Origin of the sequence: Hymenobacter humi (assembly GCF_042665855.1) — a bacterium.
Taxonomy (GTDB): Bacteria; Bacteroidota; Bacteroidia; order Cytophagales; family Hymenobacteraceae; genus Hymenobacter; species Hymenobacter humi.
Window position 1 is genome coordinate 68,634 of record NZ_JBHTEK010000005.1, and the last position, 23,871, is coordinate 92,504.

At 62.3% G+C, this 23,871-nt stretch carries 25 protein-coding genes and 3 pseudogenes; 17 read left to right on the forward strand and 11 right to left on the reverse strand.

Features of this window, described 5'->3' with window-relative positions:
* Window positions 1-2: 2 nt before the first annotated feature.
* From ACFQT0_RS29230 to ACFQT0_RS29255, 6 genes and pseudogenes are all read right to left on the reverse strand, one after another.
* The gene (locus ACFQT0_RS29230) at window positions 3-272 is read right to left on the reverse strand and encodes a hypothetical protein (protein WP_380206879.1); all 270 of its coding nucleotides are present in this window, start codon (window positions 270-272) and stop codon (window positions 3-5) included.
* Window positions 250-615: a universal stress protein gene (locus ACFQT0_RS29235; RefSeq protein WP_380206881.1), complete on the reverse strand. Its 366-nt coding sequence runs from the start codon at window positions 613-615 to the stop codon at window positions 250-252. The genes ACFQT0_RS29230 and ACFQT0_RS29235 overlap by 23 nt, the downstream gene beginning before the upstream one ends.
* Window positions 616-846: 231 nt before the next feature.
* Entirely contained in the window at window positions 847-1,992 is a 1,146-nt protein-coding gene (locus tag ACFQT0_RS29240) for a putative PEP-binding protein (RefSeq protein WP_380206970.1), read from the reverse strand.
* Window positions 1,877-2,326: a PEP-utilizing enzyme gene (locus ACFQT0_RS29245; RefSeq protein ID WP_380206972.1), complete on the reverse strand. Its 450-nt coding sequence runs from the start codon at window positions 2,324-2,326 to the stop codon at window positions 1,877-1,879. The genes ACFQT0_RS29240 and ACFQT0_RS29245 overlap by 116 nt, the downstream gene beginning before the upstream one ends.
* Window positions 2,324-3,294 (reverse strand): annotated as a pseudogene (locus tag ACFQT0_RS29250) (PEP/pyruvate-binding domain-containing protein); the annotation flags it as partial. The pseudogene ACFQT0_RS29250 and the gene ACFQT0_RS29245, both read right to left, overlap by 3 nt.
* Before the next feature lie 43 nt (window positions 3,295-3,337).
* Window positions 3,338-4,279, reverse strand: a complete 942-nt coding sequence (locus ACFQT0_RS29255) for a universal stress protein (RefSeq protein ID WP_380206883.1) — start codon at window positions 4,277-4,279, stop codon at window positions 3,338-3,340.
* Between the two features lie 78 nt (window positions 4,280-4,357).
* Between ACFQT0_RS29255 and ACFQT0_RS29260 the strand changes: the two genes are divergently transcribed.
* Genes ACFQT0_RS29260 through ACFQT0_RS29270 form a run of 3 tightly spaced genes read left to right on the forward strand, consistent with a single transcriptional unit; the run spans window position 4,358 to window position 6,696 of the window.
* The gene (locus ACFQT0_RS29260; RefSeq protein ID WP_380206885.1) at window positions 4,358-5,038 is read left to right on the forward strand and encodes an MBL fold metallo-hydrolase; all 681 of its coding nucleotides are present in this window, start codon (window positions 4,358-4,360) and stop codon (window positions 5,036-5,038) included.
* On the forward strand, window positions 4,999-5,835 hold the full coding sequence (locus ACFQT0_RS29265) for an MBL fold metallo-hydrolase RNA specificity domain-containing protein (protein ID WP_380206887.1): 837 nt from the start codon (window positions 4,999-5,001) through the stop codon (window positions 5,833-5,835). Before ACFQT0_RS29260 ends, ACFQT0_RS29265 begins: the two co-directional genes overlap by 40 nt.
* A gap of 30 nt (window positions 5,836-5,865) precedes the next feature.
* Window positions 5,866-6,696 carry a DUF6544 family protein gene (locus tag ACFQT0_RS29270; protein WP_380206889.1) on the forward strand — a complete coding sequence of 277 codons (831 nt, stop codon included), beginning with the start codon at window positions 5,866-5,868 and terminating at the stop codon, window positions 6,694-6,696.
* Here ACFQT0_RS29270 and ACFQT0_RS29275 read toward each other — a convergent pair.
* Both ACFQT0_RS29275 and ACFQT0_RS29280 read right to left on the reverse strand, forming a co-directional pair.
* The gene (locus ACFQT0_RS29275; RefSeq protein WP_380206891.1) at window positions 6,693-7,124 is read right to left on the reverse strand and encodes an LOG family protein; all 432 of its coding nucleotides are present in this window, start codon (window positions 7,122-7,124) and stop codon (window positions 6,693-6,695) included. The two genes, ACFQT0_RS29270 and ACFQT0_RS29275, sit on opposite strands and share 4 nt — an antisense overlap.
* A complete protein-coding gene (locus ACFQT0_RS29280; protein WP_380206893.1) occupies window positions 7,022-7,468 on the reverse strand; it encodes an LOG family protein in 447 nt (148 codons plus the stop codon). The genes ACFQT0_RS29275 and ACFQT0_RS29280 overlap by 103 nt, the downstream gene beginning before the upstream one ends.
* Window positions 7,469-7,779: 311 nt before the next feature.
* On the opposite strand from ACFQT0_RS29280, the gene ACFQT0_RS29285 reads away from it, so the two are divergent.
* The 3 genes and pseudogenes from ACFQT0_RS29285 (at window position 7,780) to ACFQT0_RS29295 (ending at window position 10,483) form a co-directional block, all read left to right on the forward strand.
* Complete coding sequence (locus tag ACFQT0_RS29285; protein WP_380206894.1) at window positions 7,780-8,280, forward strand: DUF1003 domain-containing protein; 501 nt, start codon at window positions 7,780-7,782, stop codon at window positions 8,278-8,280.
* 99 nt (window positions 8,281-8,379) lie between these two features.
* A pseudogene (locus ACFQT0_RS29290) lies at window positions 8,380-9,274 on the forward strand (2-hydroxyacid dehydrogenase).
* A gap of 237 nt (window positions 9,275-9,511) precedes the next feature.
* Complete coding sequence (locus ACFQT0_RS29295; RefSeq protein WP_380206896.1) at window positions 9,512-10,483, forward strand: YihY/virulence factor BrkB family protein; 972 nt, start codon at window positions 9,512-9,514, stop codon at window positions 10,481-10,483.
* A 47-nt stretch (window positions 10,484-10,530) separates the two neighbouring features.
* Here the strand turns inward: ACFQT0_RS29295 and ACFQT0_RS29300 are convergent, their stop codons facing one another.
* Together ACFQT0_RS29300 and ACFQT0_RS29305 are read right to left on the reverse strand one after the other, a co-directional pair.
* Window positions 10,531-10,908, reverse strand: a complete 378-nt coding sequence (locus tag ACFQT0_RS29300; protein ID WP_380206897.1) for a cupredoxin domain-containing protein — start codon at window positions 10,906-10,908, stop codon at window positions 10,531-10,533.
* A gap of 11 nt (window positions 10,909-10,919) precedes the next feature.
* Window positions 10,920-13,184: a heavy metal translocating P-type ATPase gene (locus tag ACFQT0_RS29305; RefSeq protein WP_380206899.1), complete on the reverse strand. Its 2,265-nt coding sequence runs from the start codon at window positions 13,182-13,184 to the stop codon at window positions 10,920-10,922.
* 411 nt (window positions 13,185-13,595) lie between these two features.
* Between ACFQT0_RS29305 and ACFQT0_RS29310 the strand changes: the two genes are divergently transcribed.
* The 11 genes and pseudogenes from ACFQT0_RS29310 (at window position 13,596) to ACFQT0_RS29360 (ending at window position 22,484) form a co-directional block, all read left to right on the forward strand.
* Entirely contained in the window at window positions 13,596-14,036 is a 441-nt protein-coding gene (locus ACFQT0_RS29310) for a hypothetical protein (protein WP_380206900.1), read from the forward strand.
* Between the two features lie 431 nt (window positions 14,037-14,467).
* On the forward strand, window positions 14,468-14,959 hold the full coding sequence (locus ACFQT0_RS29315) for a heavy metal-binding domain-containing protein (protein ID WP_380206902.1): 492 nt from the start codon (window positions 14,468-14,470) through the stop codon (window positions 14,957-14,959).
* Window positions 14,895-15,248 (forward strand): hypothetical protein, encoded by a 354-nt coding sequence (locus tag ACFQT0_RS29320; protein ID WP_380206904.1) that lies wholly within the window; start codon window positions 14,895-14,897, stop codon window positions 15,246-15,248. Before ACFQT0_RS29315 ends, ACFQT0_RS29320 begins: the two co-directional genes overlap by 65 nt.
* A gap of 49 nt (window positions 15,249-15,297) precedes the next feature.
* Window positions 15,298-16,101 carry a DUF305 domain-containing protein gene (locus tag ACFQT0_RS29325; RefSeq protein ID WP_380206906.1) on the forward strand — a complete coding sequence of 268 codons (804 nt, stop codon included), beginning with the start codon at window positions 15,298-15,300 and terminating at the stop codon, window positions 16,099-16,101.
* A 130-nt stretch (window positions 16,102-16,231) separates the two neighbouring features.
* Window positions 16,232-17,446: a TolC family protein gene (locus ACFQT0_RS29330; protein WP_380206908.1), complete on the forward strand. Its 1,215-nt coding sequence runs from the start codon at window positions 16,232-16,234 to the stop codon at window positions 17,444-17,446.
* A gap of 1 nt (window position 17,447) precedes the next feature.
* Window positions 17,448-18,062 carry a hypothetical protein gene (locus tag ACFQT0_RS29335; protein ID WP_380206910.1) on the forward strand — a complete coding sequence of 205 codons (615 nt, stop codon included), beginning with the start codon at window positions 17,448-17,450 and terminating at the stop codon, window positions 18,060-18,062.
* Entirely contained in the window at window positions 18,046-18,798 is a 753-nt protein-coding gene (locus ACFQT0_RS29340) for an efflux RND transporter periplasmic adaptor subunit (RefSeq protein ID WP_380206912.1), read from the forward strand. The genes ACFQT0_RS29335 and ACFQT0_RS29340 overlap by 17 nt, the downstream gene beginning before the upstream one ends.
* A gap of 38 nt (window positions 18,799-18,836) precedes the next feature.
* Window positions 18,837-19,190 (forward strand): hypothetical protein, encoded by a 354-nt coding sequence (locus ACFQT0_RS29345; protein WP_380206914.1) that lies wholly within the window; start codon window positions 18,837-18,839, stop codon window positions 19,188-19,190.
* A 72-nt stretch (window positions 19,191-19,262) separates the two neighbouring features.
* Window positions 19,263-21,416: pseudogene (locus ACFQT0_RS29350) on the forward strand (efflux RND transporter permease subunit); the annotation flags it as partial.
* 25 nt (window positions 21,417-21,441) lie between these two features.
* The gene (locus tag ACFQT0_RS29355) at window positions 21,442-22,320 is read left to right on the forward strand and encodes an efflux RND transporter permease subunit (protein ID WP_380206916.1); all 879 of its coding nucleotides are present in this window, start codon (window positions 21,442-21,444) and stop codon (window positions 22,318-22,320) included.
* 8 nt (window positions 22,321-22,328) lie between these two features.
* A complete protein-coding gene (locus ACFQT0_RS29360; protein WP_380206918.1) occupies window positions 22,329-22,484 on the forward strand; it encodes a hypothetical protein in 156 nt (51 codons plus the stop codon).
* A gap of 319 nt (window positions 22,485-22,803) precedes the next feature.
* Here ACFQT0_RS29360 and ACFQT0_RS29365 read toward each other — a convergent pair whose 3' ends face one another.
* Window positions 22,804-23,796, reverse strand: coding sequence for a 2-hydroxyacid dehydrogenase (locus tag ACFQT0_RS29365; protein WP_380206920.1), 993 nt, complete (start codon window positions 23,794-23,796; stop codon window positions 22,804-22,806).
* Between the last annotated feature and the right edge of the window lie 75 nt (window positions 23,797-23,871).

Genomic DNA, 23,871 nt, shown 5'->3' on the forward strand with positions numbered 1-23,871 from the left:
GGCTACGGCCTGGTCGAGGCTGTGCTTTTCAAACCCATTCGTGGGGGCTGCGGGTCCACGTGCACCAGACAGAAAGTGGCAGGCCAGCTTTCCAACAGGGGTTCGATGGCCCGGGCGGCCGGACTGAGCTGGAAGTCGGCCTCGTCGGCGGCCACGGCTACCAGCCTGGGCAGGCCCGGGTCCTGGGCCGCGCCATCGGGCACGAGCAGCAGGGGCAGGCCGGTGTCGCGCAGCAAAGGCAGGTACTGATTAGCCAGGAGGTTGTCGACCACGTCCTGTTCGGGCGCGAGGGCCATCGCCACCAGGCTGGGGCCGCCACCGCTCAATCTGGTCGTGGAGCAGGTTGTGCACGCTGCCCCCGCCATTCACGACGGTGGTGGGCACCGGGAGCAGGCGCGCCAGCTCGGCCATGGCTGCTTCGGTATCCCGTTGCAGCTGCGTGTAATATTCCTCCGGCAGCGTCACCAGGCCGATTTCCGGCTCCAGCAGGGGTTCCGGCTCCATATACATCAACACCAGCTCGCCGCCTACGGCCGCGGCCAGCAGCCCCGCGAAGTGAGCCGCCCGGTGCGAAGCCGGAGACAAATCGGTGAGCATTAAGAATATCGGTTTCATGGCGAGGCGATGAAGGAGGCGCTGGCCGATAACAGGTGCCGGTAGCCTGCGTTGAGCTGGAAAATTGCCGAGTTCGGAAGTTGTAGAATGTCTGGAATTAGTATTCTGAAATTAAGCAATTTACTCGGAAGCAGCAAGCCAGCAGGCGGATGCATCCGACCTCTACTTAGAAGGGTAGTACAGGAATGGTGATGTTATTCAGGCAGCTAACTGAGCAATGTTCTGAGCTTCTTAAATCGGCACGGCATGGCCGAATTCCGCATCCTGCTTTTCATCCCGATGCGGGTCGCGTGCCAGCGCCTGCTCGGCTTCCACCATGTTGGCCATGCCTTTGAGCAGGGCATCGGGCGTGAAGGAAATGGTGTCGATGCCCTGCTCTACTAGAAAGCGGGCAAACTCGGGGTAGTCGCTCGGGGCCTGGCCGCACAGGCCAATGGGCCGTCCGCAGGCTTTGGCCGTGGCAATTACCTGGGCTAGCATCCGCGTCACGGCCTCGTTGCGCTCGTCGAACAGCCCGCTCACGATGGCCGAATCCCGGTCGAGCCCCAGCGTGAGCTGGGTCAGGTCGTTGGAGCCGATAGAGAAGCCGTCGAACACGGCCGCGAAGTCCTTGGCCAGGATGACGTTGCTGGGGATTTCGGCCATCACGTACACTTCCAGGCCTTCTTCGCCGCGCCGCAGGCCGAACTCCTCCATCAGGGCCACCACCTGCTTGCCTTCGGCCACGGTGCGGCAGAAAGGCACCATCACCTTCACGTTGGTGAGGCCCATGCTCAGGCGCACGCGCTTCAGGGCCTCGCACTCCAGCCGGAAGCCCTCGCGGTACTGCGGGCTGTAGTAGCGCGACGCGCCCCGGAAGCCCAGCATGGGGTTCTCCTCCTCGGGCTCAAACTGCCGGCCACCCAGCAGGTCGGCGTACTCGTTGGTCTTGAAATCGCTGAGGCGCACAATCACCTCCCGCGGGTAAAACGCTGCTGCCACAAACCCCAGGGCTTGCGAGAGCTGGTCGATAAAGTACTCCGGCTTGCTTTCGTAGCGGGCTGTAAGGGCCGTAATGGTTTCGCGTGCCTGCGGGTCCTGGAGCTGGTCGAAGGCCACCAGCGCCATGGGGTGCACGCGGATGGCGTTATTAATCACGAATTCCATGCGCATCAGCCCCACGCCCTGGCTGGGGTAGCGGGCCAGGTGCAGGGCCCGGTCGGGGTCGGCGAGGATGAGCAGGGGCCTGGTGCGGGGCCTCACCACGTGCTCCAGGTCGATTTCAGTTTCCTGCCAGGCTAGGGCGCCCTCGTACACTTGGCCCATGTCGCCCTCGGCGCAGGACACGGTGATGAGCTGCCCGTCCTGGATGGCTTCGGTGGCGTTGAGCGTGCCCACCACGGCCGACAGCCCCAGGCTCGCGCGCCACAATGGCCGCGTGGCTGGTGCGCCCGCCTTTGTTGGTCACGATGACGGAGGCCTTGCGCATGACGGTGTTCCAGTCGGGGCTGGTGATGTCGGTCACCAGAATGTCGCCCTGCTGCAGGCGGTGGCCGTCGGCTGGCGAAGCGAGGATGCGAGCCGTGCCGCTCACAATCTGGTTGCCCACGGCCTTGCCCGCGGCCAGCACCGTGCCCTTCTGGGTGAGGCGGTACTCGTGCAGACGCAGGGCCTGCCGGCCGTGGTGAATGGTTTCGGGCCGGGCCTGCACGATGTACAGCTCGTTGGTCATGCCGTCTTTGGCCCATTCGATGTCCATGGGCATGCCGTAGTGCTCCTCAATCTGCAGGCACCAGCGGCCGAGGTGCTCGGCTTCGGCGTCGGTGAGCACGAAGGTTTCGCGCCGTTCCCGGGGCGTGTCGGTGTTCTTGATGCCGGCCACTTGGTCGGTCACCTGCGCGTAGTGCATGGTCTTGGCCTTGTCGCCGAGCTTGCGGGTGACCAGCGCGCGCTTGCCCTGGCGCATGGCGGGCTTGAACAGGTAGTATTCGTCGGGGTTCACGGCGCCCTGCACCACGTTTTCGCCCAGGCCCCAGCTGCCGGTGAGGTAAATCAGATTTTCATGGCCGGTTTCGGGCTCGATGGTGAAAGCCACGCCGGCCGAGGCCAGGTCGGAGCGCACCATGGTTTGCACGCCCACCGACAGGGCCACCTGCATGTGGCTGAACCCGTTCTGGATGCGGTACTTGATGGCCCGGTCGTTGAACAGCGACACGTAGCACTGCTGGCAGGCTCTCAGCACGGCCTCCACACCGCGCACGTTCAGGAAGGAGTCGTGCTGGCCGGCAAAGCTGGCGGTGGGCAGGTCCTCGGCGGTGGCGCTGCTGCGCACGGCCACCTGGGTTTCGTGCGAGTACTCGGCGCTCAAACTCCGGTAAGCGTCGGCAATTTCGTCGGCTACCACCCGCGGCAGGGTGCCGCCCTGCACCAGCGCCCGGGCCTGCGCCCCAATCTCCTGCAAGTTGCTGAACTCCTTCTCCTCGACGCGGGCCAGCAACGCCGTGAGGGCTCGCGCAGGTTGTTTTCGTCGAGAAACAGCCAGTAGGCGGCCGCCGTGGTGGCAAAGCCATCGGGCACGTTGATGCCCTGGGCGCTGAGCCGGTTGAACAGCTCGCCCAGGGAGGCGTTTTTGCCACCCACCAGAGCCACTTTGTCGTTGGAGAGCTCCCGAAAAAACAGAGTATAAGCAGCTTGTGGCATGGTGGGGTGTTTTAGATGAGGTAAAGGAACTGGGCAGGGGATACTATTGCGCCGGCAGTACCAGCACGGGCAACGTGCTGTGCAGCAGCACCTGCGCGGTCACGCTGCGGTGGAACAGATTGCCAAAAAAGCTGCGATGCCGGGCGATGAGAACCAGAAGGTCGTACTCCCCGCTCTCGGCCTCGGAGAGGATGCCCTCGCTCAGGCGCTGCGAAACCACCGAGCGGTACTGCACCGGCGCGCTGAGCCCTTGCGCCAGCCCCGCCTGGATAACCGTCTCGCCGGCCGGCACGGGTATGGCATCGGGGTCGCTTTCCTGTTCCACGTGCAGCACCGTAAGCTCAGCCTTCACTGCGCTGAGCAGGTGGTGGGCGGCCTCAGCCGTTGGGCTGAGCTTGAAGGGCTCGCCATCGACCGCAATGAGCACCCGCCGGGGCAGGACATTGCTGGCTACCGAGTGCGGCACCACCAGCAAGGGGTAGGGGGCCAGGCGCAGCAGGTCGAGGCAGGTGGTTTGCACCACTTCGTCGGGCAGGTTGGAGTAATCTGCACGGCCCAGCACGATGATGGCCGGGTGGTTGCGGCTGGCGGCGTCGGCCGCGGCGGAGGCCACCATGCCGTGGCCGACTTCGGCCACTACGGGTACGGCCAGGTCAGAAGCTACGCTATTCAGGGCGAGGGTAATGGCTTCCTTGCTCAGGTTGGAAAGCTGACTGGTGAACATTTCCGGGTCCAGAATGGAATCGCGGCGCACGTGCAGCAGCACCAGCCGCGCCCCGAGCGGCTCGGCTAGGTTGGTGGCGTAGTCGAGGGCCCGGTTGGCCGCCTTAAAAAGTCCGTAAGTACGATTAGCGAGGCGGTCATAAGCAGGAGCAAACAGGTGCGGAATGCATCCGCAAGTACCGCGGCTAGACCGGGGATGTCCATGGTCAAAATCATTGGGCATGTTGACTTTCATCATGTTGGCTCCGGGGTAGGCCCGCACCTTTGCCCAGCCGATTACGGCAGGGCCCGGCCCCGACCCCTAGCCTGTGGCGGCTTCACCTCCTTGCGCTGCACGCTCATGGCTACTCCGCTAAAACCTTCAGCCCAACCCCGAAAGGCTGGCGCAAGCTCCAGTCGAAAGCCCACGGCCGCCCGGCTTCGGGTAATCCTGCAGTTTCTTGGCGCGGCCCGCTGCGTGACGGGTTCCAAGTTCCTGCTCACGCTCACGCAGGGCACCACCAGGCGGCAGGTGCTGGTGGATTGCGGCTTGTTTCAGGGCCTGAAGGAGCTGCGCCTGCGCAACCGGGAGCCCCTGCCGCTGGTGCCGGCCGAGGTAGACGCCGTGGTGCTCACGCATGCCCACATCGACCACTGCGGCTACCTGCCCAAGCTGGTGCAGGACGGCTTTCGGGGGCGCATATTCTGCACCGAGCCCACTGCCGACCTGCTGAGCATCATGCTCCTGGACTCGGCCAAGCTGCAGGAAGAAGAAGCCGACTTTGCCAACGAAAGAGGCTACTCGTCGCACCATCCCGCCACGCCCCTCTACTCCCAGGCCGACGTGCTGAACGTGCTGCCCCTGGTAGAAAGCATGGGCTACGACGCGCCCATCTCTCTGTTCGACGGGGCCCTCAGCCTCAACTTTCGGGAGGCCGGCCACATCCTGGGCTCGGCCATTGCCGAGGTCACGGTACAAGGACCGGAGCAGCGCAAGCGCTGGTGTTTTCCGGCGACCTGGGCCGGTATAATAGCCCCGTGATGCACGACCCGGCGGCCATCACCCGGGCCGATGTCCTGCTGGTGGAGTCCACGTACGGCGACCGGAATACCCACCTCAACGACCCCGAAGCCGAGTTGGCCCGGGTGGTGAACGAGGCCGTGGAGCGCGGGGGCGTACTGGTCATCGCAGCGTTTGCCCTGGGCCGCACGCAAACCCTGCTGTATTACCTCAAAAAGCTGCGTGCGGAAGGCCGCGTGCCGATGGTGCCGGTGTACGTGGACAGCCCCATGGGCACCCGCGTCTCCGACCTGTACCCGCGGCACCCCACTGCTCACCGCCTGGGCCATGGCAACGTATTAGACTTCAGCGGTATGCATATTATAGCCGAAGCGTGGAAATCCAAAGCGCTCAACCATCGGCTGGGGCCCTCCATCATCATTTCGGGCAGCGGCATGTGCACCGGCGGGCGCATTCTGCATCACCTCTCCCACCACCTGCCCAAGCCCGAGGACACGCTGTTGCTCATCGGCTACCAGGCCGAGGGTACGCGCGGCCGCCAGCTGCAGGACGGCGAACCGGCCGTGAAGATATTTGGGCAAATGGTGCCCGTGCGCTGCCAGATTGAGCGGCTCGACGGCTTCTCAGCCCACGCCGACTGCCAGGAGCTCCTACGGTGGCTGGGCCAGTTTCGGGAGCCGCCCAAGCGCACTTTCGTGGTGCACGGCGAGCCCGCGGCGGCCGAGGCCCTAGCCCGGGCCATGCGCGAGCAGTTGGGCTGGGCCAACGTGAAAGTGCCCGATTACCTGGAAACCGAAGTCCTGTTTGACGGCCTCTGAGGCATGGGAAAGCTGGGTAAAATACGCGCCATGAACTATCAGAAACCCTGGGTGGTGGCTTGGGCGGCGTTCGCTGCGGCTGTAGCGGCCTTTGTGATGGCCCGGGCTCGGGCCGCCCGGCAGCTGCGCGAGGATGTGGTGCGGCTCTTTGTTCAAGCTGATGCCGATACATCTTCGATATACCACGAAGCCCAACTGGTGGGCTTGCCCGCGCCCGTGCAGGGTTATTTCCACCACGTGCTGTGCGACGGGCAGCCCTACCTGCGCGGGCTACGCCTGCAGCACGCGGGCCAGTTCAGGACCGGCATGGAGAAGGACTGGGTGGATATAAAAGGCGAGGAGTATATGACGGCCGACCCGCCCGGCTTTATCTGGCAGGGCACCACCCGGCAGTTCACGGCCCGCGACGAATACGTGGCCGGGCGGGGGCGCCTCGAGGTGCGGCTATTGGGCGCCTTGCCCGTTCTCGTGGCCCACGGGCCGACTTATGACAAGGGCGAGCTGCTGCGCTGGCTGGGCGAAAGCGTCTGGATGCCCACGGCCCTGCTCCCCGGCCCGCGGGTGCGCTGGGATGCGGCGGATGAGCACACAGCCCGGCTCACGCTTACGCTTGCGGGCCAAACGGTGTCGTACCTGGTGCGCTTCAACGAGCAACACGAAATTGAGCAAATCGAAACCCAGCGCTACCAGGCCGAGGGCCGGCTGTTGCCCTGGGTGGGCCGGCTCAGCGACTACCAAATGGTGCAGGGCGTGCGCGTGCCCATGCAGCTGGAGGGAAGCTGGGTGATTGACAGCCAAAGCAAGCCTTATGCCCGCTTCGTGGTGCAGGAGCTGGCGTACGACCAGCCCAGCCCATTTTAAGAAACGCTCTTATTCCTGAGCCACCACCAGCGCCGGGCCGGCTTGTTTGAGAAGAGCTTAAACTTCACCACCGCGTGCTGTTCGATATGAGCCAGGGCTTCTTCCACCGAATCGGTATACTTGAGCAGCTGCAAATCGACTGGCGCCACCATGCCCTGCTCTTCCATGCTGGCCAGCAGCGCAAGCAGCGGCTGCCAGTAGGCGCGCCCCACCACGACCACGGGGAAATTGAGAATCTTTCGGTTTTGAATCAGGGTCAGGGCTTCGAACAGCTCGTCGAGGGTGCCCAGGCCGCCGGGCATGATGACAAACGCGAACGAGTACTTCACCAGCAGCACCTTGCGCACGAAGAAGTACTGGCACTCGAGCCACGTGTCGAGGTAGGGGTTACGGTTTTGTTCGTGCGGCAGCACGATGTTGCAGCCCACCGAGGGGCCCCCGCCTCGCGGGCGCCGCGGTTGGCGGCTTCCATAATGCCCGGCCCGCCCCCGGTCATCACCGTAAAGCCCTGCCGGCTCAGGCCGGCGCCCAGCTCCCGGGCCAGGGCGTAGTACGGCGAGCTTTCGGCCACTCGGGCCGAGCCGAACACCGACACGCACGGCCCCACAAACTGCAGCGCCCGGAAGCCGCGCAGGAACTCGCGCAGCACCGTCCACAGAAAGCGCATTTCGCGGCGGCGCGGGTACGGGCCCTCCAGAAACCGCCGCTCTTCCCGGCTCGGGGCCGGGCCGGCGTGCCCGGGGGCGTTGGGAGGTGGGGGCGGCGTATTCATCGGCAGCAAAGTAGGGCCTGGCAAACCAAGCAGTTGGCATTAGGCCAATAATTATTTATCTTCCATACCCGCGCCACTTCCGTCATGCCTCGTCGTACCCTTTCGAAAACGTTCGTTAGCAGTTGTTCGCACCAGGTTTTCCCGGTGAGCGAGCAAGTGAGCGGCCGCATGCTGCGGCCGGCCCTGCTGCAGCTCGTTCAGCTGGACCACCCCGATTTCACGGCCGACGATTCGCTGGCCATGTCGGAGCTTAACGAGTACCGGCGCAAGTACATCCAGAGCTACCTGCTGCGCGAGGTGGGGAGCTCAACGTGCTGGAGCGCACCGTGCTGGAGCACCTGCAGAACGACCACACCCTCACCGACAAGCTGGAGGAAGAAGGGGTGCCCCTCACCCTGGGCCAGCGCATGGCCGACCGGATTGCGACTTTTGGCGGGAGCTGGACATTCATCGGCCTCTTTTTTGGCGTTTTGCTGCTGTGGATTGGGCTAAATGCCTGGGTCTTCGCCAACCGCGGGTTTGACCCCTACCCGTTTATTCTGCTCAACCTATTGCTCTCGTGCATCGCCGCGCTGCAGGCACCGGTGATTATGATGAGCCAGAACCGGCAGGAGGAAAAAGACCGGCAGCGGGCCAAAAACGACTACATGATAAACCTGAAGTCGGAGCTGGAGATTCGCATGCTCCACGAAAAGCTCGACCACCTCATCATGCACCAGCAGCAGGACCTGCTCGAAATCCAGGGCATTCAGGTGGAGATGATGAATGACATCCTCAACCGCTTCGAGAGCCCGGGCATTCCGGCCAAGTAGCCTAGTCTAACGCTATGAAGACCACCGTGTTCAGTTCGTACCCCTTCGAGCAGACTTACCTGACCCGGGCCGCGCAGGGGCAGCACGAGCCTGCGCTTTGTGCCGGCCCCGCTGGGCCCGGATACGGTGGCGCAGGCGCAGGGCAGCGAGGCCGTGGCCATCTTCCGGAACGACGACGCCTCGGCACCGGTGCTCGAGCAGCTTGCCGCCCTGGGTGTGCGGGGCGTGGCGGTGCGCGCGGCGGCCCACGACCACCTAGACCTGCCCGCCGCCAAACGCCTGGGTTTGCGCGTGGCCAACGTGCCCGACAGCGCCCTTCACGCCGTAGCCGAACACGCCGTGGCGATGATTCTGGCCCTGAGCCGCCGGCTCCGCCAGGCCGACCAGCAGGTGCGGGCCTACGACTTCCGGCTCGACAACCTCGTAGGGTTCGACCTGCACGGCAAAATCGTGGGCATCATCGGCTGCGGACGTATTGGCAGCGCGGTGGCGCGCATTCTGCACGGCTTCGGCTGCATGCTGTTGGGCTACGATGTGCAAACCAACGCCGACCTGCGCAAAAACTACAACCTAGCCTACGTGCCCCTGGAGCAAATCTTCGCCGAGGCCGACATCGTCACCATTCACACCCCTGAACGAGCAGACCCGGCACCTGATTGATGCCGCGGCCCTGGCCCACATGAAGCCGGGGGCCATGCTCATCAACACCAGCCGCGGCGCCGTGGTCGACACGGCCGCGGCCCTGCAGGCGCTGCAGTCGGGCCAGTTGGGCTACCTGGGGCTCGATGTGTATGAGCACGAAAAGGACCTGTTCTTTAGCAACCACTCGGAGGATGGGCCACGCGACCAGCTGTTTGCGGCGCTGCTGGCGCAGCCCAACGTGCTGGTAACCGGTCACCAGGCCTTTCTAACCCGGGAGGCCCTGAGCAACAGCGCCGACGCAACCATCCGCTCCCTCTCGAGCCTGGGCCCGCAACGAACCCTCGCGCACTGAGCTATGATGGCCTCGCTTTCCGGTTCAGGAATATAAGGTTTCGCCTGGGCCGCCAACGTGCTCAATCTTTTAAGTCGCCCTACTCAAGCTTGCTGCTTACGTATTCATAGTCAACTGGCTACCGCTATGGAATGCAAGCACGGCACTGCCGGAACGAGGGATTTCGCGTGTATTCCAGTCTTGTTATAGTTGACGGGTTCTGGTCAGCACCTAAACTGGTAAACTATCCATCCAGCCATGACACAGGTTACTGCAAAAGGCCTCGTGGAGGTATTCCAGCAGTCGGGGGCCGGCTTTGCGCGCGACAAAGTGCCCAAGATGAGCGCCGCGCTGGCCTACTATGCCATATTTTCGTTGGGGCCCATGCTGATGGTCATCATCTTCACCACGGCCCTGCTCTGGCAGCAGCAGGCGGTGGAAGGCAGCCTGTACGGGCAGATTAAGGAGCTTCTAGGGGATGAGGTGGCCTTGCAGGTGCAGGAGATAATCAAGAATGCGGCCCTTCACGGCCACAACACGCTGAACGCCTTCATTGGCATTGCAACCCTGCTCGTAGCTGCCACGGGCCTTTTTGCCGAGATGCAGGACTCGATAAATACCATCTGGCAGCTCAGGATTCGGGAAGATGCCGGGTGGCGGTACCTATTGAAAACCCGGGTTACTTCTTTTCTGCTTATCATCAGCCTGGGCTTCCTGCTCATAGTCTCGCTGGTAATCAGCGGGGTGGTGGAGGGGCTGATGGGCAAGCTTCAGGAGTTGTTTCCCGGCCCCACGGTCATCCTGGTTTATGCGGCCAACCTGCTGGTTACTTTGTTAATCACTACGGTGCTGTTTGCCATTATTTACAAAGTGCTGCCCGACGCCATCATCCGGTGGAAAGACGTGGCGGTGGGGGCCCTGTTCACGGCGGTGCTCTTCATGGTGGGCAAATTTGGCATTACGCTCTACCTCACGCGCAGCAATGTGGGCAGCGCCTACGGCGTGGCCGGGTCTCTGGTGGTGTTGCTGTTATTTATCTATTACTCCACTATCCTTCTGTATCTGGGAGCCGAGTTCACGAAGTACTATGTCCTGAAATACGGCATTGAGATTCGGCCAGTCAAAGCCGCCGTGCTGGTGCAAACGGTGCAGGTAAAAAGTAAAGCAGCCAGCCTGCAGGCCAATGAAGAAACCAGGGTAATTGCCGAAAGCCCGACCCAAAAACAATGAAGCCCTTTTGAAGCAAGGGGATGGCGCCTGTTCGACTTAAGAGCTGACTATTTCACAACCAGACTGCCGCGCAGCATGCCCATGCCGCAGGTAAACTCAAACTTGCCCGCTTGCTGGGGCAGCAGCTCCACCATGGTCGTTTTGAAGGCGGGCAGCTCGCGGCGAATGCTGAAGTCGGGCATGAGCAGCTCCTCGGAACAGCTGTTTTCCTCGTCGCGGTAAAAGCTGATTTGCACGGGCTTACCCCGTTCTACTTCAATGATGTCGGGCGAGTAGCCACCCTTCACCGTGACGGCCACTTCCTGCACCCCACTCGAAGTAGACACGGCCGCGGCGGTTTGCCGGGCCGAAAAGAAAAAGTACCACAGCACAAAGGCCGCCAGGGCCAGTCCGCCCAGGGTCACCATGATTTCGGAAGCATCCATGAGCACGGGAATTAATGAGCTTGAAAGGAGCGCAGGCGCAACGAATTGGTGAGCACCGACACCGAGCTCAGGGCCATGGCCCCGGCGGCAATCATCGGCGAAAGCAGCCAGCCGAACACGGGATACAACAGGCCCGCCGCGATGGGGATGCCCAGGACGTTGTAGATGAAGGCGAAAAACAGGTTCTGCTTGATGGTGCGGATGGTTTGCCGGCTCAACTCAATGGCCGTCACCACCCCGTTCAGGTCTGAGCGCATGAGCGTAATGCCCGCCGCTTCCATGGCCACGTCGGTACCCGAGCCGATGGCTAGCCCAATATCGGCCTGGGCCAGGGCGGGCGCGTCGTTGATGCCGTCGCCCACCATGGCCACGGTGCGCCCTTCGGCCTGCAGCGCTTTTACTTTGGCGGCTTTGTCGCCGGGCAGCACCTCGGCAAAGAAGCGCTTGATGCCTACCTGCCCGGCCACCTGAGCCGCCGTTTGGGGGTTGTCGCCGGTCATCATCACCACTTCCAAGCCCAGGGCCTGCAGCCTTTGGATGGCGGCCACGGTTGTATCGCGCACGGTGTCGGCCACACCTACCAGCCCCACGGCTTGGCCCGCGACGGCTACGTAAAGCACCGTTTTGGCCTGAGCCAGTAATTGCTCAGCCTGGGCCGCTAAGTCTTCGGAAAGGCTAATGCCTTCGTCGGCGAGCAAGCCCCGGTTGCCGATGAGCACGACCTGCCCGTCTACGGTGGCGAAGGCACCTTTGCCCTCCACGGCCCGGAAGGCGGTGGCGGTAGCTTTCTCGGGGGCGTTGGCATCGGCGTAGCGCACCACGGCCTCGGCCAGCGGGTGCTCCGATTGCCGCTCTACGGCCGCAACCAGCTGCAGCAGGCGACTATTATCTTGGCCGGGGGCCACAAAATCGGTCACGGCCGGCTCGCCCCGGGTGATGGTGCCGGTTTTATCGAGCAGCACGGTGTTCACCTGGTAGGCTTTTTCCAGGGCTTCGGCGTTGCGAATCAATACGCCGTGCTCGGCTCCTTTGCCGGTGCTCACCATGATGGCCGTCGGCGTAGCCAAACCCAGCGCGCAGGGACAGGCGATGATGAGCACGGCCACAAAGTTGACCAAAGCCAGCGGCAGCCGCGTAGCCACCGGAGCCAAGTCAAACCACAGCACAAACGTGAGGATGGCAATAACCACCACCGTAGGCACGAAGATGGCGCTGACCTTATCGGCCAGCCGCTGAATGGGCGCGCGACTGCCCTGGGCATCTTCCACCATTTTCACAATCTGGGCCAGCATGGTGTCGGCGCCAACTTTGGTCACGCGGAAGCGGAAGGAGCCGGTCTTGTTCAAGGTGGCGCCAAACACGGGGTCACCTTCTCGCTTCTCCACTGGCAGGCTCTCGCCGGTGAGCATGGCCTCGTCGATTGAGGAGTGGCCGGCGGTCATGATGCCGTCGGTGGCCACCTTTTCGCCGGGGCGAACCACTACGATGTCGCCGAGCTGCACCTGCTCGATGGGCAGGTCCACTTCCTGGCCATCGGCGCGGGCCACGCGGGCGGTTTTGGCCTGCAGCCCGAGGAGGGATTTCATGGCCGCGGAGGTCTGGGTTTTGGCCCGCATCTCCATCACCTTGCCCAGGAGAATCAGGGCGATAATGGTGGCCGTGGTGTCGTAATACACTTCGGGCAGTATGCCGCGGCTCATGAAAAAGTCGGGCACTACCGTGGCAGCCAGGCTATAGATAAATGCGGCCCCGGTGCCCACGGCAATGAGGGTGTCCATGTTGGCCGCCCGGTGCTTGAAGCCATTCCAGGCCGACACGTAAAACTCGCGGCCGCTGTACAGCAGCACCGGCAGGGTGAGCGCGAGCAGGCCGTAGTTGAGCCACTGCATGTTGATGCGCTGCATCATGGCCGGCCACAGCATAAGCATGCTCAGCGGCATGATGATGGCGGCCAGGACCACGGCCACCCAGAAGCGGCGCTTGAGCTTTTGGTAGGCAATGGCTTTCTGGCGGTCTATTTCGGCGCTGCGCTCGGCCGCGCTGGTGTCGGGGGCGCGCTCGGTTACGCCGTAGCCGGCCTGCACCACGGCTTCTTTGAGCGTGGCGGGCGTGGCCTGGTCGGGCAGGTAGTGCACCGTGGCTTTCTCAGTCGCGAAGTTTACCATGGCGCTTTGCACGCCGGGCGTGCGGCTCAGGGACTTCTCCACGAAGGACGCGCACGAGGCACAGGTCATGCCTTCGATATCGAGCGTCGTCGTTTTAGGGGCGTCAGGCATAAGTTATCAATTGAGCTGAGCGATGGCACGCTGTAAGTGCAGCGACTTCCGGGCACAGTGGGATGGTACAAAGGAACGGGGTTGCTTTCCCGCAGTTCGTATGAAATCCCAAACAAATCTTGCACAATTTCAATCCCTCGCAAACGCATAGAGGACCACATAATTCTGCTTCAGACTTGCATAATCCGGGTCAAGCGGCGCTAGATAGAGGCTGGATTAAGGCTCTATAAATCACCGGCACAGTTCCAGACAAGCTGCTTTCGCAAAAGAGCGCTCGACGCTGGGGCCAGCGCTGAAACCATCGGGCGGAATGTTAAGTTAAGAAGCAGCCTAACGCTTCCCGGATAAGTATTCTACTTTTGCGGTTGCTTACTGCCTGTCATGTTCCGTAGCCTGTTCCCTTTCCGCCGTTTGCTGGCGACGTCCTTTCTGGTCGTCTTCGTCAACGTGTTTGTGGGGCAGTGCTGGTGCGCGACGCTCAACCCCGAAGTGGCGGGCCATGCGGCTAATGTTCCGGCCAAACCGGCGGCTCAACCTGCTCATGGTGGGTGCCACGGCCATAGCGCCGTAACCAAGAACAAGCCGGCCAAAGCCGCTCACAAGCACAAGTCCAGTAGCAAGCACGACTGCTGCAAGGACAAGTCGGCCTCGCTGCTGTCCTCGCTAATCACCCCCGGCGAGAAGCACTTGCTCGTGGCGGCCCCCGCCTTGCTGCCGGCGGTGGAGGAGTATTTCTTCCCACGCTTCGTGGGCAAATGGGACCGCACCGCCAAGGTCGCGCTGGTGCCTCCCCGGCATTTAAAGCCCAAAATTCCTGACATCCGCATCTTCATCCAGTCGCTGACTGTCTGATGCTTCGACGCGCCTAAGGCTCGCGCCGGCATAGCTACGCTATGACCGGGGCGGGCCTTTTCGTTTGCGCAACCCAGCCCGACCTTGTCGGCGGCATCCCCTTTTTCGTCCTGGGTTTAGTGCTTCATCAAAGCAAGTGGTGCGCTGACGTGGCCGTTGCTCAGGCAGTATGCGCCGGGCCGAGGCCGTTGGCAATAACTGCAATTTCAAGCCACGCCAGCCCTCTCTACTGTATCCCAATCTTCAATTCGCTCTTTCTGTTATGTCCCGCATTCCCGTTTTCCTGCTGGCCTTGGTCAGCTTATTTATCACCGCCAGCCTGCTCTTCCGATTCTGCTTCGAGCAGCGCCACCAATGCCGTAACCACGCCCACCGATGGCCCCGCGGCTGGCACGGCCGAGCACAGCGGCGGCCACATCTACTCCTGCCCGATGCACCCGGAGGTCACCAGCACCAAGGCCGGAGAGAAGTGCCCGAAATGCGGCATGAAGCTGGAGCACACCGACAAAGTAGCAAATGTCAAGACGTACGCCATGAAGCTGGTGCCCACGCCGGATGAGCTAACGGCCGGCCAGCCCGCTACGCTGGCCTTCACGCCCCGGGAAGTGGGCAATGAAAATGCCCCAGTGCCACTGTCCGTGGTGCACGAAAAGAAAATTCACCTCATCATCGTGAGCAAAGACCTGGGCCAGTTCTACCACGAGCACCCCGAGTACACGGCCGAGGGCAACTACCAGGTAAAGTACACCTTTCCCAAAGGCGGGCAATACGTGTTGTTTCAGGACTATACGCCCGATGGGGCCGGCCACCAGCCTGGGCCGCCAGCCCATCACGGTAAAAGGCACGGCTTACGCGCCAGTGAAGTTCGAAAACGACGACATGCAGTGGGAAAAGGGCGGCTACCAGGCCACCCTGGCGTTTGACAAGCTGCTGCAGGTCGGCCAGCCCCTGGCCATGAAAATCAACATCAGCAAAGGTGGCCAGCCCGTCACGGACCTCGACAATTACCTTGGGGCGCTGGGCCACGTGGTGGTCATCAGCGAAGACACCGAGCAATACCTGCACGTGCACCCCAACGAGCAAGCCGACAAAGGCCCGGCCATTGGCTTCAATACCAACTTCGAAAAGCCCGGCCTCTACCGCGTATTCCTGCAGTTCAACCACGGCGGGCAGATTCACACCGGCGACTTCACCATCAACGTGAAGGCCTAACCAGTAGCTAAACACCAAACCCCTCATTCAACCTTAACTCCCTCTAACCATGAAAATCTCCGCTTATTTCCTGGCTTCTCTCAGCGCCGGCACCTTGCTGCTCGCCAGCTGTGAAAGCAAGAAAACCACTGAAACCAGCACCACCAGCACGGAAACCACCGTCGCCACCGATACCGCTGGCATGCATGACCACATGGCGGGCATGCACGGGAGTGGCGGTACCGGCATGATGGCCGTGATGAACACCATGATGCAAAACATGAACGGCGAGAAGATGGCTGGCAACACCGACCATGACTTCGCCCACATGATGATAGCCCACCACCAGGGAGCCGTAGACATGGCGGCGCTCGAGCTCAAAGAAGGCAAAGACGCCACCCTCCGCGCCCTGGCCCAGAAAATCAGCGACGACCAGAAAAAGGAAATCCAGGCCCTGGAAGCCATTGCCACCCGCCTCGACGGCGCGCCGTCGAACTACAAGCCCGCCGACGCGAATGACCCCTTCACCCGGCAGATGAAGGAGTCGATGGACACCATGATGAAAGGCATGGGCGCCGGCAGCGGCAACGTCGACCAGGACTTTGCCGCCATGATGGTGCCGCATCATCAAAGTGCCATTGATATGATTAAAGCCGAGCTGGCCCACGGCCGCGACACCAAGCTCAAGGAAATGGCGCAAAAGATGGCCACTGAGCAGCAGAAGGAAATTGAGCAGCTCAAGACCTGGCTCGCCAAAAATGGTGGCAAGGCCGTGGGCGCCGCCTACATCTGCCCAATGAAATGCGAAGGCAGTGCCAGCGACAAGCCCGGCGACTGCCCGTCCTGCGGCATGGCCTTGGTAAAAAAGGCATAGCTGGGCCCCGGTTTAGGCTTTCCATTCAACGGGTTATGTTAATGGAAGGGCCCGTTAATGCGACTGCTTATTCAGCACCGCAACTCACTCTTGTTGTATGAGCTTCCTTAGAAGTAGCGTTTTTCTTTCCTTGTCCGCAAGCCTGCTGCTGGGGCTGGTGGGCGGCGTGGCCCCGGCGCGGGCGCAAACGGCCTTCATCAGCCTCGACAGCGCGGAAGCGCTGACGTTGCGGCGGCACCCGCGGCTGCGGCAGTCGGAGCGGGAAATCGAGGAGCAGCGCGCCCTCAGGCGGGGCAGCTTTGCGCCGGCCAATCCGGACTTCCTGTTTTCGGCGCCCACCGGCGAGCGCTGGGCGCCGGGCGTGGTGCAGACCATCGACCTGCCCAACGTGTACCGGCGGCAGCGCCAGGTAGCCCAGGCCGGCATCACGCTGGCCGAGCGCGGCCGGGACGTGAGCCGGGCCACTGTGCTGCGCGATACCCGGCTGGCGTACCTGGGCTTGCAGTTTGCCGAGGCCCAGGTTCGGCAGCTGTCTTATCAGGACAGCCTGTATCGGGCGCTGCGCATAGCCACCGACCGCCTCTTTGCAGCCGGGGAGGTGACGTCGTTGCAGCGCATCAGCACCGACGCGGAAGCCCGCCAGATAAACGTGTTTTTGCAGCAGGCTCAGGTTGATTTGCAGGCCGCGCAGCGGCGCCTGGGTTTGCTATTGGGCCGTCCTTCCGTTGCCCTGGTTACTGGTTCCGACCTGGGCCAATCCGGCCCGGCGCTGGCCCTGGCAGCTGCGGGAGCGCTGCGCAATTTGCCGCTGGAAGACAGCAGCGCGCTGGTGCGCAGTCCCACCCTGGCGTATGCTTCCCAGAGCGTAGCCCTCAGCCAATCGGGCATTAGCCTGGTGCGCGCGCGGCGCACGCCGGCCCTCACCGTGGGCTATCAGAATCAGGCCTATGAAAACTCTAGCCTGAAGTACCGCTTTCAGTTTGGGGTGTCGGTGCCGGTCTGGTTCTGGACCTACCGCTCCCAGCTGCAGGCCGCCACGGCCCGCGCCCAGGCGGCGGGCTTCCAGCTGCAAACCCAGCAGCTGGAGCTGGGCAGCCAGTACCAGCAGGCCCTGGCCGACACGCGCAAGTTCACGGCTTCCCTGAGCTACTACGCACAGACGGGGCTGCCCCAGTCGCTGGCCATCATCAGCCAGTCGCAGCGCCTCTTTCGGGCCGGCGAAATCAGCTACCTGCAGCTCATCCAAAGCCTGAACCAGGCTTTTACCATTCAGAATAATTATCTGACCACCCTGCGCGACTACCGCCGGGCCGTGGTTGAACTCACTTACCTGCGGGGCGACTAACATGAAACAGCTCATAATTCTGCTGCTGGGCCTGCTACTGGCCGGCGCCGCCCAGGCCCACGGGGGCGAGGACCACGGCGAGGGCGCCAAGGCCTCGGCCCCGGGCCGCGCCACCTCCTTTTCGGTGGCGGCGCTCTCCGAGAAGTTCGAAGTGCTGCTGCGCTACGAGCCCCTGGAAGGCGGCCAGCCCGCCGACCTGCGCCTGTTCCTGTCCGACTACGCCACCAACGCCCCCATCAAGGGCGCCAAGCTCACGTTGACCAACCCGGAAGACGCCCAGCTCAAGTGGGCCGTGACTGAAAAAGAGCCCGGTATCTACCTCGTGGAAGGGCAGTTTCCGGCCAATAAAGCCTACAGCTTCGCGGCCAACATCGTGGCCGGGGAGCGGGCCGACCTGCTGCTGCTATCCGGCATCAAGGTGGGGGAAAAGCTGCCCGTAGCTGAGGAAACCACGGCGCCAGGTGCTTCGATTTTTTCTTCATGGAAAACCATCCTCGCGCTGGTAGGGGCCTTTGTGCTCGGCATCGGCCTCGCGGCGCTGGTTTTGCATCGGCGGCGTGGCGCTGCTGTTCAAACTTCAACTTCTACTCCCGCTATCTATGAAAACCAGGCTTAAACTGCTGGCCGCTACGGCCGCTGGCGCGCTCGTGCTCACACTGATGCTGCCCCCGCCGGCCATGGTATTGGGCCACGGTGGCGAAGACCACGGCAGCACGGCTCCGGCTAGCACCGGGGTGGCCCTCACCGACGAGGTGCTGCTGCCTAAGGAAAGCCAGTTTCTGTTTGGGGTGCGCACCAACCTGGCCAGCTATTCCACTACCTACACCCGGGCGACGCTCTTCGGTACGGTTTCGGCCGCGGCGGGTGGCGAGGGCCGTATCGTAGTACCGCAGGCGGGCCGCGTGGTGAGCTTGCCCGCGCGCGTGGGCCAGCAGGTGCGGGCCGGCCAGGTGCTGGCCGTGGTGGAGCAAACGCTGGATGCCACCCAGCAGATTGGGCTGAGCACCGAGCGGGCCAACGCCCAGGCGGAGCTGCGCGCGGCCCAGCAAGACTACGCCCGCCTGCAGTCCATAGCCGACATCGCGGCCCGCAAGGACGTGGTAGCTGCCGAGCTGCGCCTGCGGCAGGCCCGTCAAAATGCCCGTATCTACAATGGTCAGTCTCAGCAGCGGCGCACGAGTATCACCTCGCCCATCAGCGGCACCGTGGACGTGTTCAACCTCGCGGTGGGCCAGCAGGTGAACCAGGGCGACGAGCTGTTTCGGGTGCTCAACCCCGGCAAGCTCCGGGTCGAAGCCCAGGTATTTGCCCAGGACCTGGAAAAATTACGCCCGGCGCCGAGTTTCGGGTAGAAGGGCTGCAGGGCCAGGCCGGCGCCCCGGCCCGGCTGGTGGTCTTCAGCAACGCGGTGAACCCCGTGAACCAGGCCCGCCAGCTGATTCTTGAGCTGGACGCTACCGCCGGCAGCGCCTACCGCGCCGGCCAGGCCGTGAACGTGCAGGTGCTGGGCCAGAGCGAGTCCGGCAAGCCCCGCCTGGTGGTGCCCACCTCGGCCGTTACCGATTTGAATGGCAAGCCGGTGGTGTTCGTGCACACCCAGCCCGAACAGTTCAAGATTCGCTACGTGCAGCCGGGCGCCAAAAACGGACAGCAAACGGTGCTCCTGCAGGGCCAGGTAAATGAAAACGACCGGGTGGTGACGGCGGGCACTTACCAGCTCAAGTCTATCTACCTCAACCAATGATTTTTTAAGCCATTAGCTAATAGCTGTTAGCAGTTAGCTTTTTTCACTCAGTACTGAACCATCAGCTGACAAATGCTTGATAAGATAATCCGGTTTGCTTTGCAAAACCGCCTGCTGATGCTGGCGTTTGCCGCGGGCTTGCTCATTGCCGGCACCTTCACCGCCCGCCAGCTGCCCGTAGACGTGCTGCCCGACCTGGACCGCCCCCGGGTAACAGTCTTCCTGGAATCGCCGGGCATGGCCCCGGAGGAGGTGGAGGCGCTGGTGACCTTGCCCGTGGAAACGGCGCTGAACGGCGCCACCGGCGTGTCGGCCGTGCGCTCCAACTCGGCCATTGGGCTGGGCATGGTGTTCGTGGAGTTTGACTACGGCACCGACATTTTCACGGCGCGCCAGATTGTGTCTGAAAAGATGCAGACCGTGGCCGAGCAGCTGCCTACGGGCATCACGCCCGTGCTCGGCCCCATCTCCTCGGTGATGGGCCAGATAATGCTGGTGGGGCTCTCGGGCGGCGCCCAGACCAACGCGGCCGACTTGCGCACCCTGGCCAACTACACCGTGCGCCAGCGCCTGCTCAGCATCCCCGGCGTGGCCCAGGTCATTCCCATTGGCGGCGACAACCTGCAGTACCAGGTGTTGCTCGACATGCCCCGGCTCAACGCCGTGGGGCTGACCATCACGCAGGTAGAAGACGCCCTGCGCCGCTCCAACCTCAACACCACGGGCAACTTCTTTGACCGCAATGGCTCCGAAGTTCTGATTCGCAACCTGGGCCGGCTGCGTTCAGTCGAGGATATTGAAAACATCATCGTCGGCTACCGCGAAAACTCCCCTATCACGGTGAAGCAGGTGGCCAACGTGGCGTTCGGTGCCCGTTTTAAGCGCGGCGATGGCAGCGTTAACGGTCGGCCGGCGGTGATACTCAGCATCGAGAAGCAGCCCGGCGCCGCCACGGTAGGCCTGACCGAAGCCGTGGAAAAGGCCCTCGTTGAGCTAAAGCCTTCGCTGCCGCCGGACATGCAGGTAAATACGCGGCTCTTCAAGCAGGCCGATTTTATTGAGTCGTCTATTACGAACGTAGAGGATGCTCTGCGCGACGGCGCCATTCTGGTCGTTATCGTGCTGTTTGCGTTTCTGCTCAACGTGCGCACCACCTTTATCTCGCTGGTGGCCATTCCGTTGTCGCTGCTCGTTACGGCGCTGGTATTTCGCGCGGCGGGCATCAGCATCAATACCATGACGCTGGGCGGCCTAGCCATTGCCATCGGCGAGCTGGTCGACGACGCCATTGTGGACGTGGAAAACGTGTACCGGCGCCTGCGCCAGAACCAGGCTTTGCCGGCTCCCCGGCCCGCCCTGCAGGTTATTTACGCCGCTTCATCGGAAGTGCGCAACTCCATCGTATACGCCACAATCATCGTGGTGCTGGTGTTTCTGCCGCTGTTTGCCCTTGAGGGCATGGAGGGCCGCATCTTCGCGCCCCTGGGCATAGCCTACATCACGAGCATTGTGGCCTCGCTGTTCGTTTCCCTTACCGTGACGCCGGTGCTCTGCTACTACCTGTTGCCCAGGATGAAGCAAATCAGGCAGGCCGAGCAGGAGGGTGGGCTGGTGCGCTGGCTCAAGGGCAAGGACACCCGCCTGTTGAGCTGGGGGCTAGCCCGGCCCAGGCTGGTGCTGGGCTGCGCGGCCGTCCTCTTTGTGCTTTCGGCCGCCATGGTGCCGTTCTTCGGCACTGAGTTTCTGCCTCCCTTCAATGAAGGCTCCCTCACGGTGAACTTCTCGGCTCCGGCGGGAACCTCGCTGGCCGAGTCGAACAAGCTCGGTACGCTGGGCGAAGAGCAGATGCTCAAAATTCCGGAAGTGGCCTACACCGCCCGCCGCACCGGCCGCGCCGAGCTCGACGAGCACGCCGAATCCGTGAACAACTCGGAAATTGAAGTGGCATTCAAGAGCGAAGAAGAACTGGAGAAAGAGGGCATAAAGATGCGCAGCAGGGAGGAAATCCTGGCGGACTTGCGCGAGCGCCTGGGGTTGATAACCGGCGTGAACGTGAACATCGGCCAGCCCATCTCGCACCGCCTCGACCACCTGCTTTCTGGCGTGCGGGCGCAGGTCGCCATCAAGGTGTTTGGCAACGACCTGCTGGATTTGCGCCGCTACGCCAACGAGGTGCGCGCCGCGGCCGGCACCGTGCCGGGCGTGGTCGACCTGCAGGTGGAAAAGCAGGTGCAAATTCCGCAGCCTGCTGGTGCGCCCCCGCGATGCCGCCCTGCGCGCGTATGGCCTGGAACGCGGCCAGGTGGTGGCCACGCTGCAAACCCTGTTTCAGGGCGAAGTGGTGTCGCAGATGCTCGATGGGCAAAAGCGCTTCGACCTCGTCGTGAAGCTGCCCGAAAACCAGCGCAACGATGTGGAAACCATCGCCGGTACCCGCATCGAAACCCCGTCGGGCGCGCTCATTCCCGTGAGCCAGGTGGCCGACGTGAGCTACGAGCCCGGCCCGAACACCATCAACCACGAAAACACCCAGCGCCGCATCACCATCTCCATGAACGTGGCCGGGCGCGACCTCGGGAGCACGGTGCAGGAGGTGCAGGCGCGCATCCGGGAGCAGGTGAAGCTGGCACCGGGCTACTACCTCACCTACGGCGGGCAGTTTGAGAGCCAGCAGTCGGCCTCGAGCAAGATTCTCTGGTTGAGTTTGTTCTCACTCGCGGGGATTTTCCTGGTGCTGTACTCACACTTCAAGTCGACGCTGATGGTGGGCCAGATAATGCTCAACATTCCGCTGGCGCTTATTGGCTCAGTGGTGGCCGTGCTACTCACCGGCGGCACGTTTAGCATTGCCTCGCTGGTGGGCTTCATCACGCTCACGGGCATCGCCTCGCGCAACGGCATCATGATGATTTCCCACTACATCCACCTCGTGGAGCACGAAGGCGAGAAGTTTGGCAAAGGAATGATAGTGCGCGGCTCGCTGGAGCGACTGGTGCCCGTGCTGATGACGGCGCTTGTGGCGGCGCTAGCCCTCGTGCCCCTCACCCTGGCCAAGGATGCGCCCGGCAAGGAAATCCTTTACCCCGTGGCCACCGTCATTCTCGGGGGCTGCTTTCTTCCACACTGCTAGACATCATCGTGACGCCGGTGGTGTTCTGGATTTTCGGCGAAAAAGCGCTGGCTCAATACCAGCGCGGCCACAGCGAAGTGAGCCTGGATACGCACCCATCCGAGCTGGATGCTCAGCCGCTCACGCCGCCATCCGACTTAAACCCGGTGCAGCCGGCTATATGAGTCAGCCTCGACCGCACCGATAACTGTGTTCTGACGGCCCGCTCCACGGCCAGGGGTTCTGAACATGCCGAGCGCATTCTGCGTGAATGTGCCTAGGTATGGAAAGCCTGCGGCAACGAATGCGCAAAACACGGGCAGCACCTGGAGCAGTGCCGCATGTGTGCCGATACCTGCAAGCGGTGCGACGAAACGTGCTGATAGGGCGTAGCCGCCTAAGCACGGTTCTTCCAAAGCAACGTGGGCGACTAAAGTACAGGCCGGGGCTATTGTGCGTCATAGCCTACCCGTAATGGCTAAGCTCCGGCCAGTTACTAAAACGTCAGGGCCGCACCTGATTGGTCAGCGCTTTGCCCTGCTCAAAATCGCTGATGTTTTGCAGCGTAATCTCCGCAATGTTTCGCATGGCCTCGGTAGTGAAAAAGGCCTGGTGCCCGGTGATGAGCACATTGTTGAAGGACAGTAGCCGCATAAAGACATCATCCTGAATCACCTTGGCCGACTGGTCTTCAAAAAACAGGTTGCCTTCTTCCTCGTACACATCCAGGCCGAGGTATTTGATTTTCTCGCACTTCAGTCCCTTTATCACGGCTTTGGTATCGATGATTCCCCCGCGGCTGGTGTTGATGAGCATGACCCCGTCCTTCATGCGGGCGATGGACTCCTCGTTGATTAAGTGCAGGGTTTCGGGCGTGAGCGGGCAGTGCAGCGAAATGATGTCGGACTCGGCATAAAGGCGGTGGAGGTCGGTGAATTCGACGCCCAGCGCCACCGCTTCTTCGCTCTGGTTTACATCAAAGCCCAGCACCCGGCAGCCAAATCCCTTGAGGATGCCAGCGGTAACGCGGCCTATCTGGCCCAGACCGATGAGGCCCACCGTTTTCCCGTGCAAGTCAAACCCCATCAGCCCCGTTAAGGCAAAGTTTCCCTCCCGCACGCGGTTGTAGGCCCGGTGGGTTTTGCGGTTTAGGGTAAGAATGAGAGCCAGGGTGTGCTCGGCCACGGCGTAGGGCGAGTAGGCCGGAACCCGCACTACCGATAGTCCGAGCTCTCCGGCAGCTATAAGGTCCACGTTGTTGTAGCCGGCGCAGCGCAGGGCTATGAGTTTTACGCCCAACGCAGCCAGCTCCTGCAACACCGCGGCGCTCACCACATCGTTGACAAATACGCACACTGCTTCGGCTCCCTTAGCGAGCACGGCGGTGGTACTATTGAGTGGAACCTCCAGAAAATTGATATCATGCCCGAACGCCTGAGCAGCTTCTCGAAAAAACTGTTGGTCGTAAGGCTTGGCATTAAATAAGGTAACGTTCATGCGGAATAAAGATTAATAAATTGGGTAGGCGCAAAGCTCTAAAAGCTAGCGAACTAAGGTTGAGCAGCACCTTGC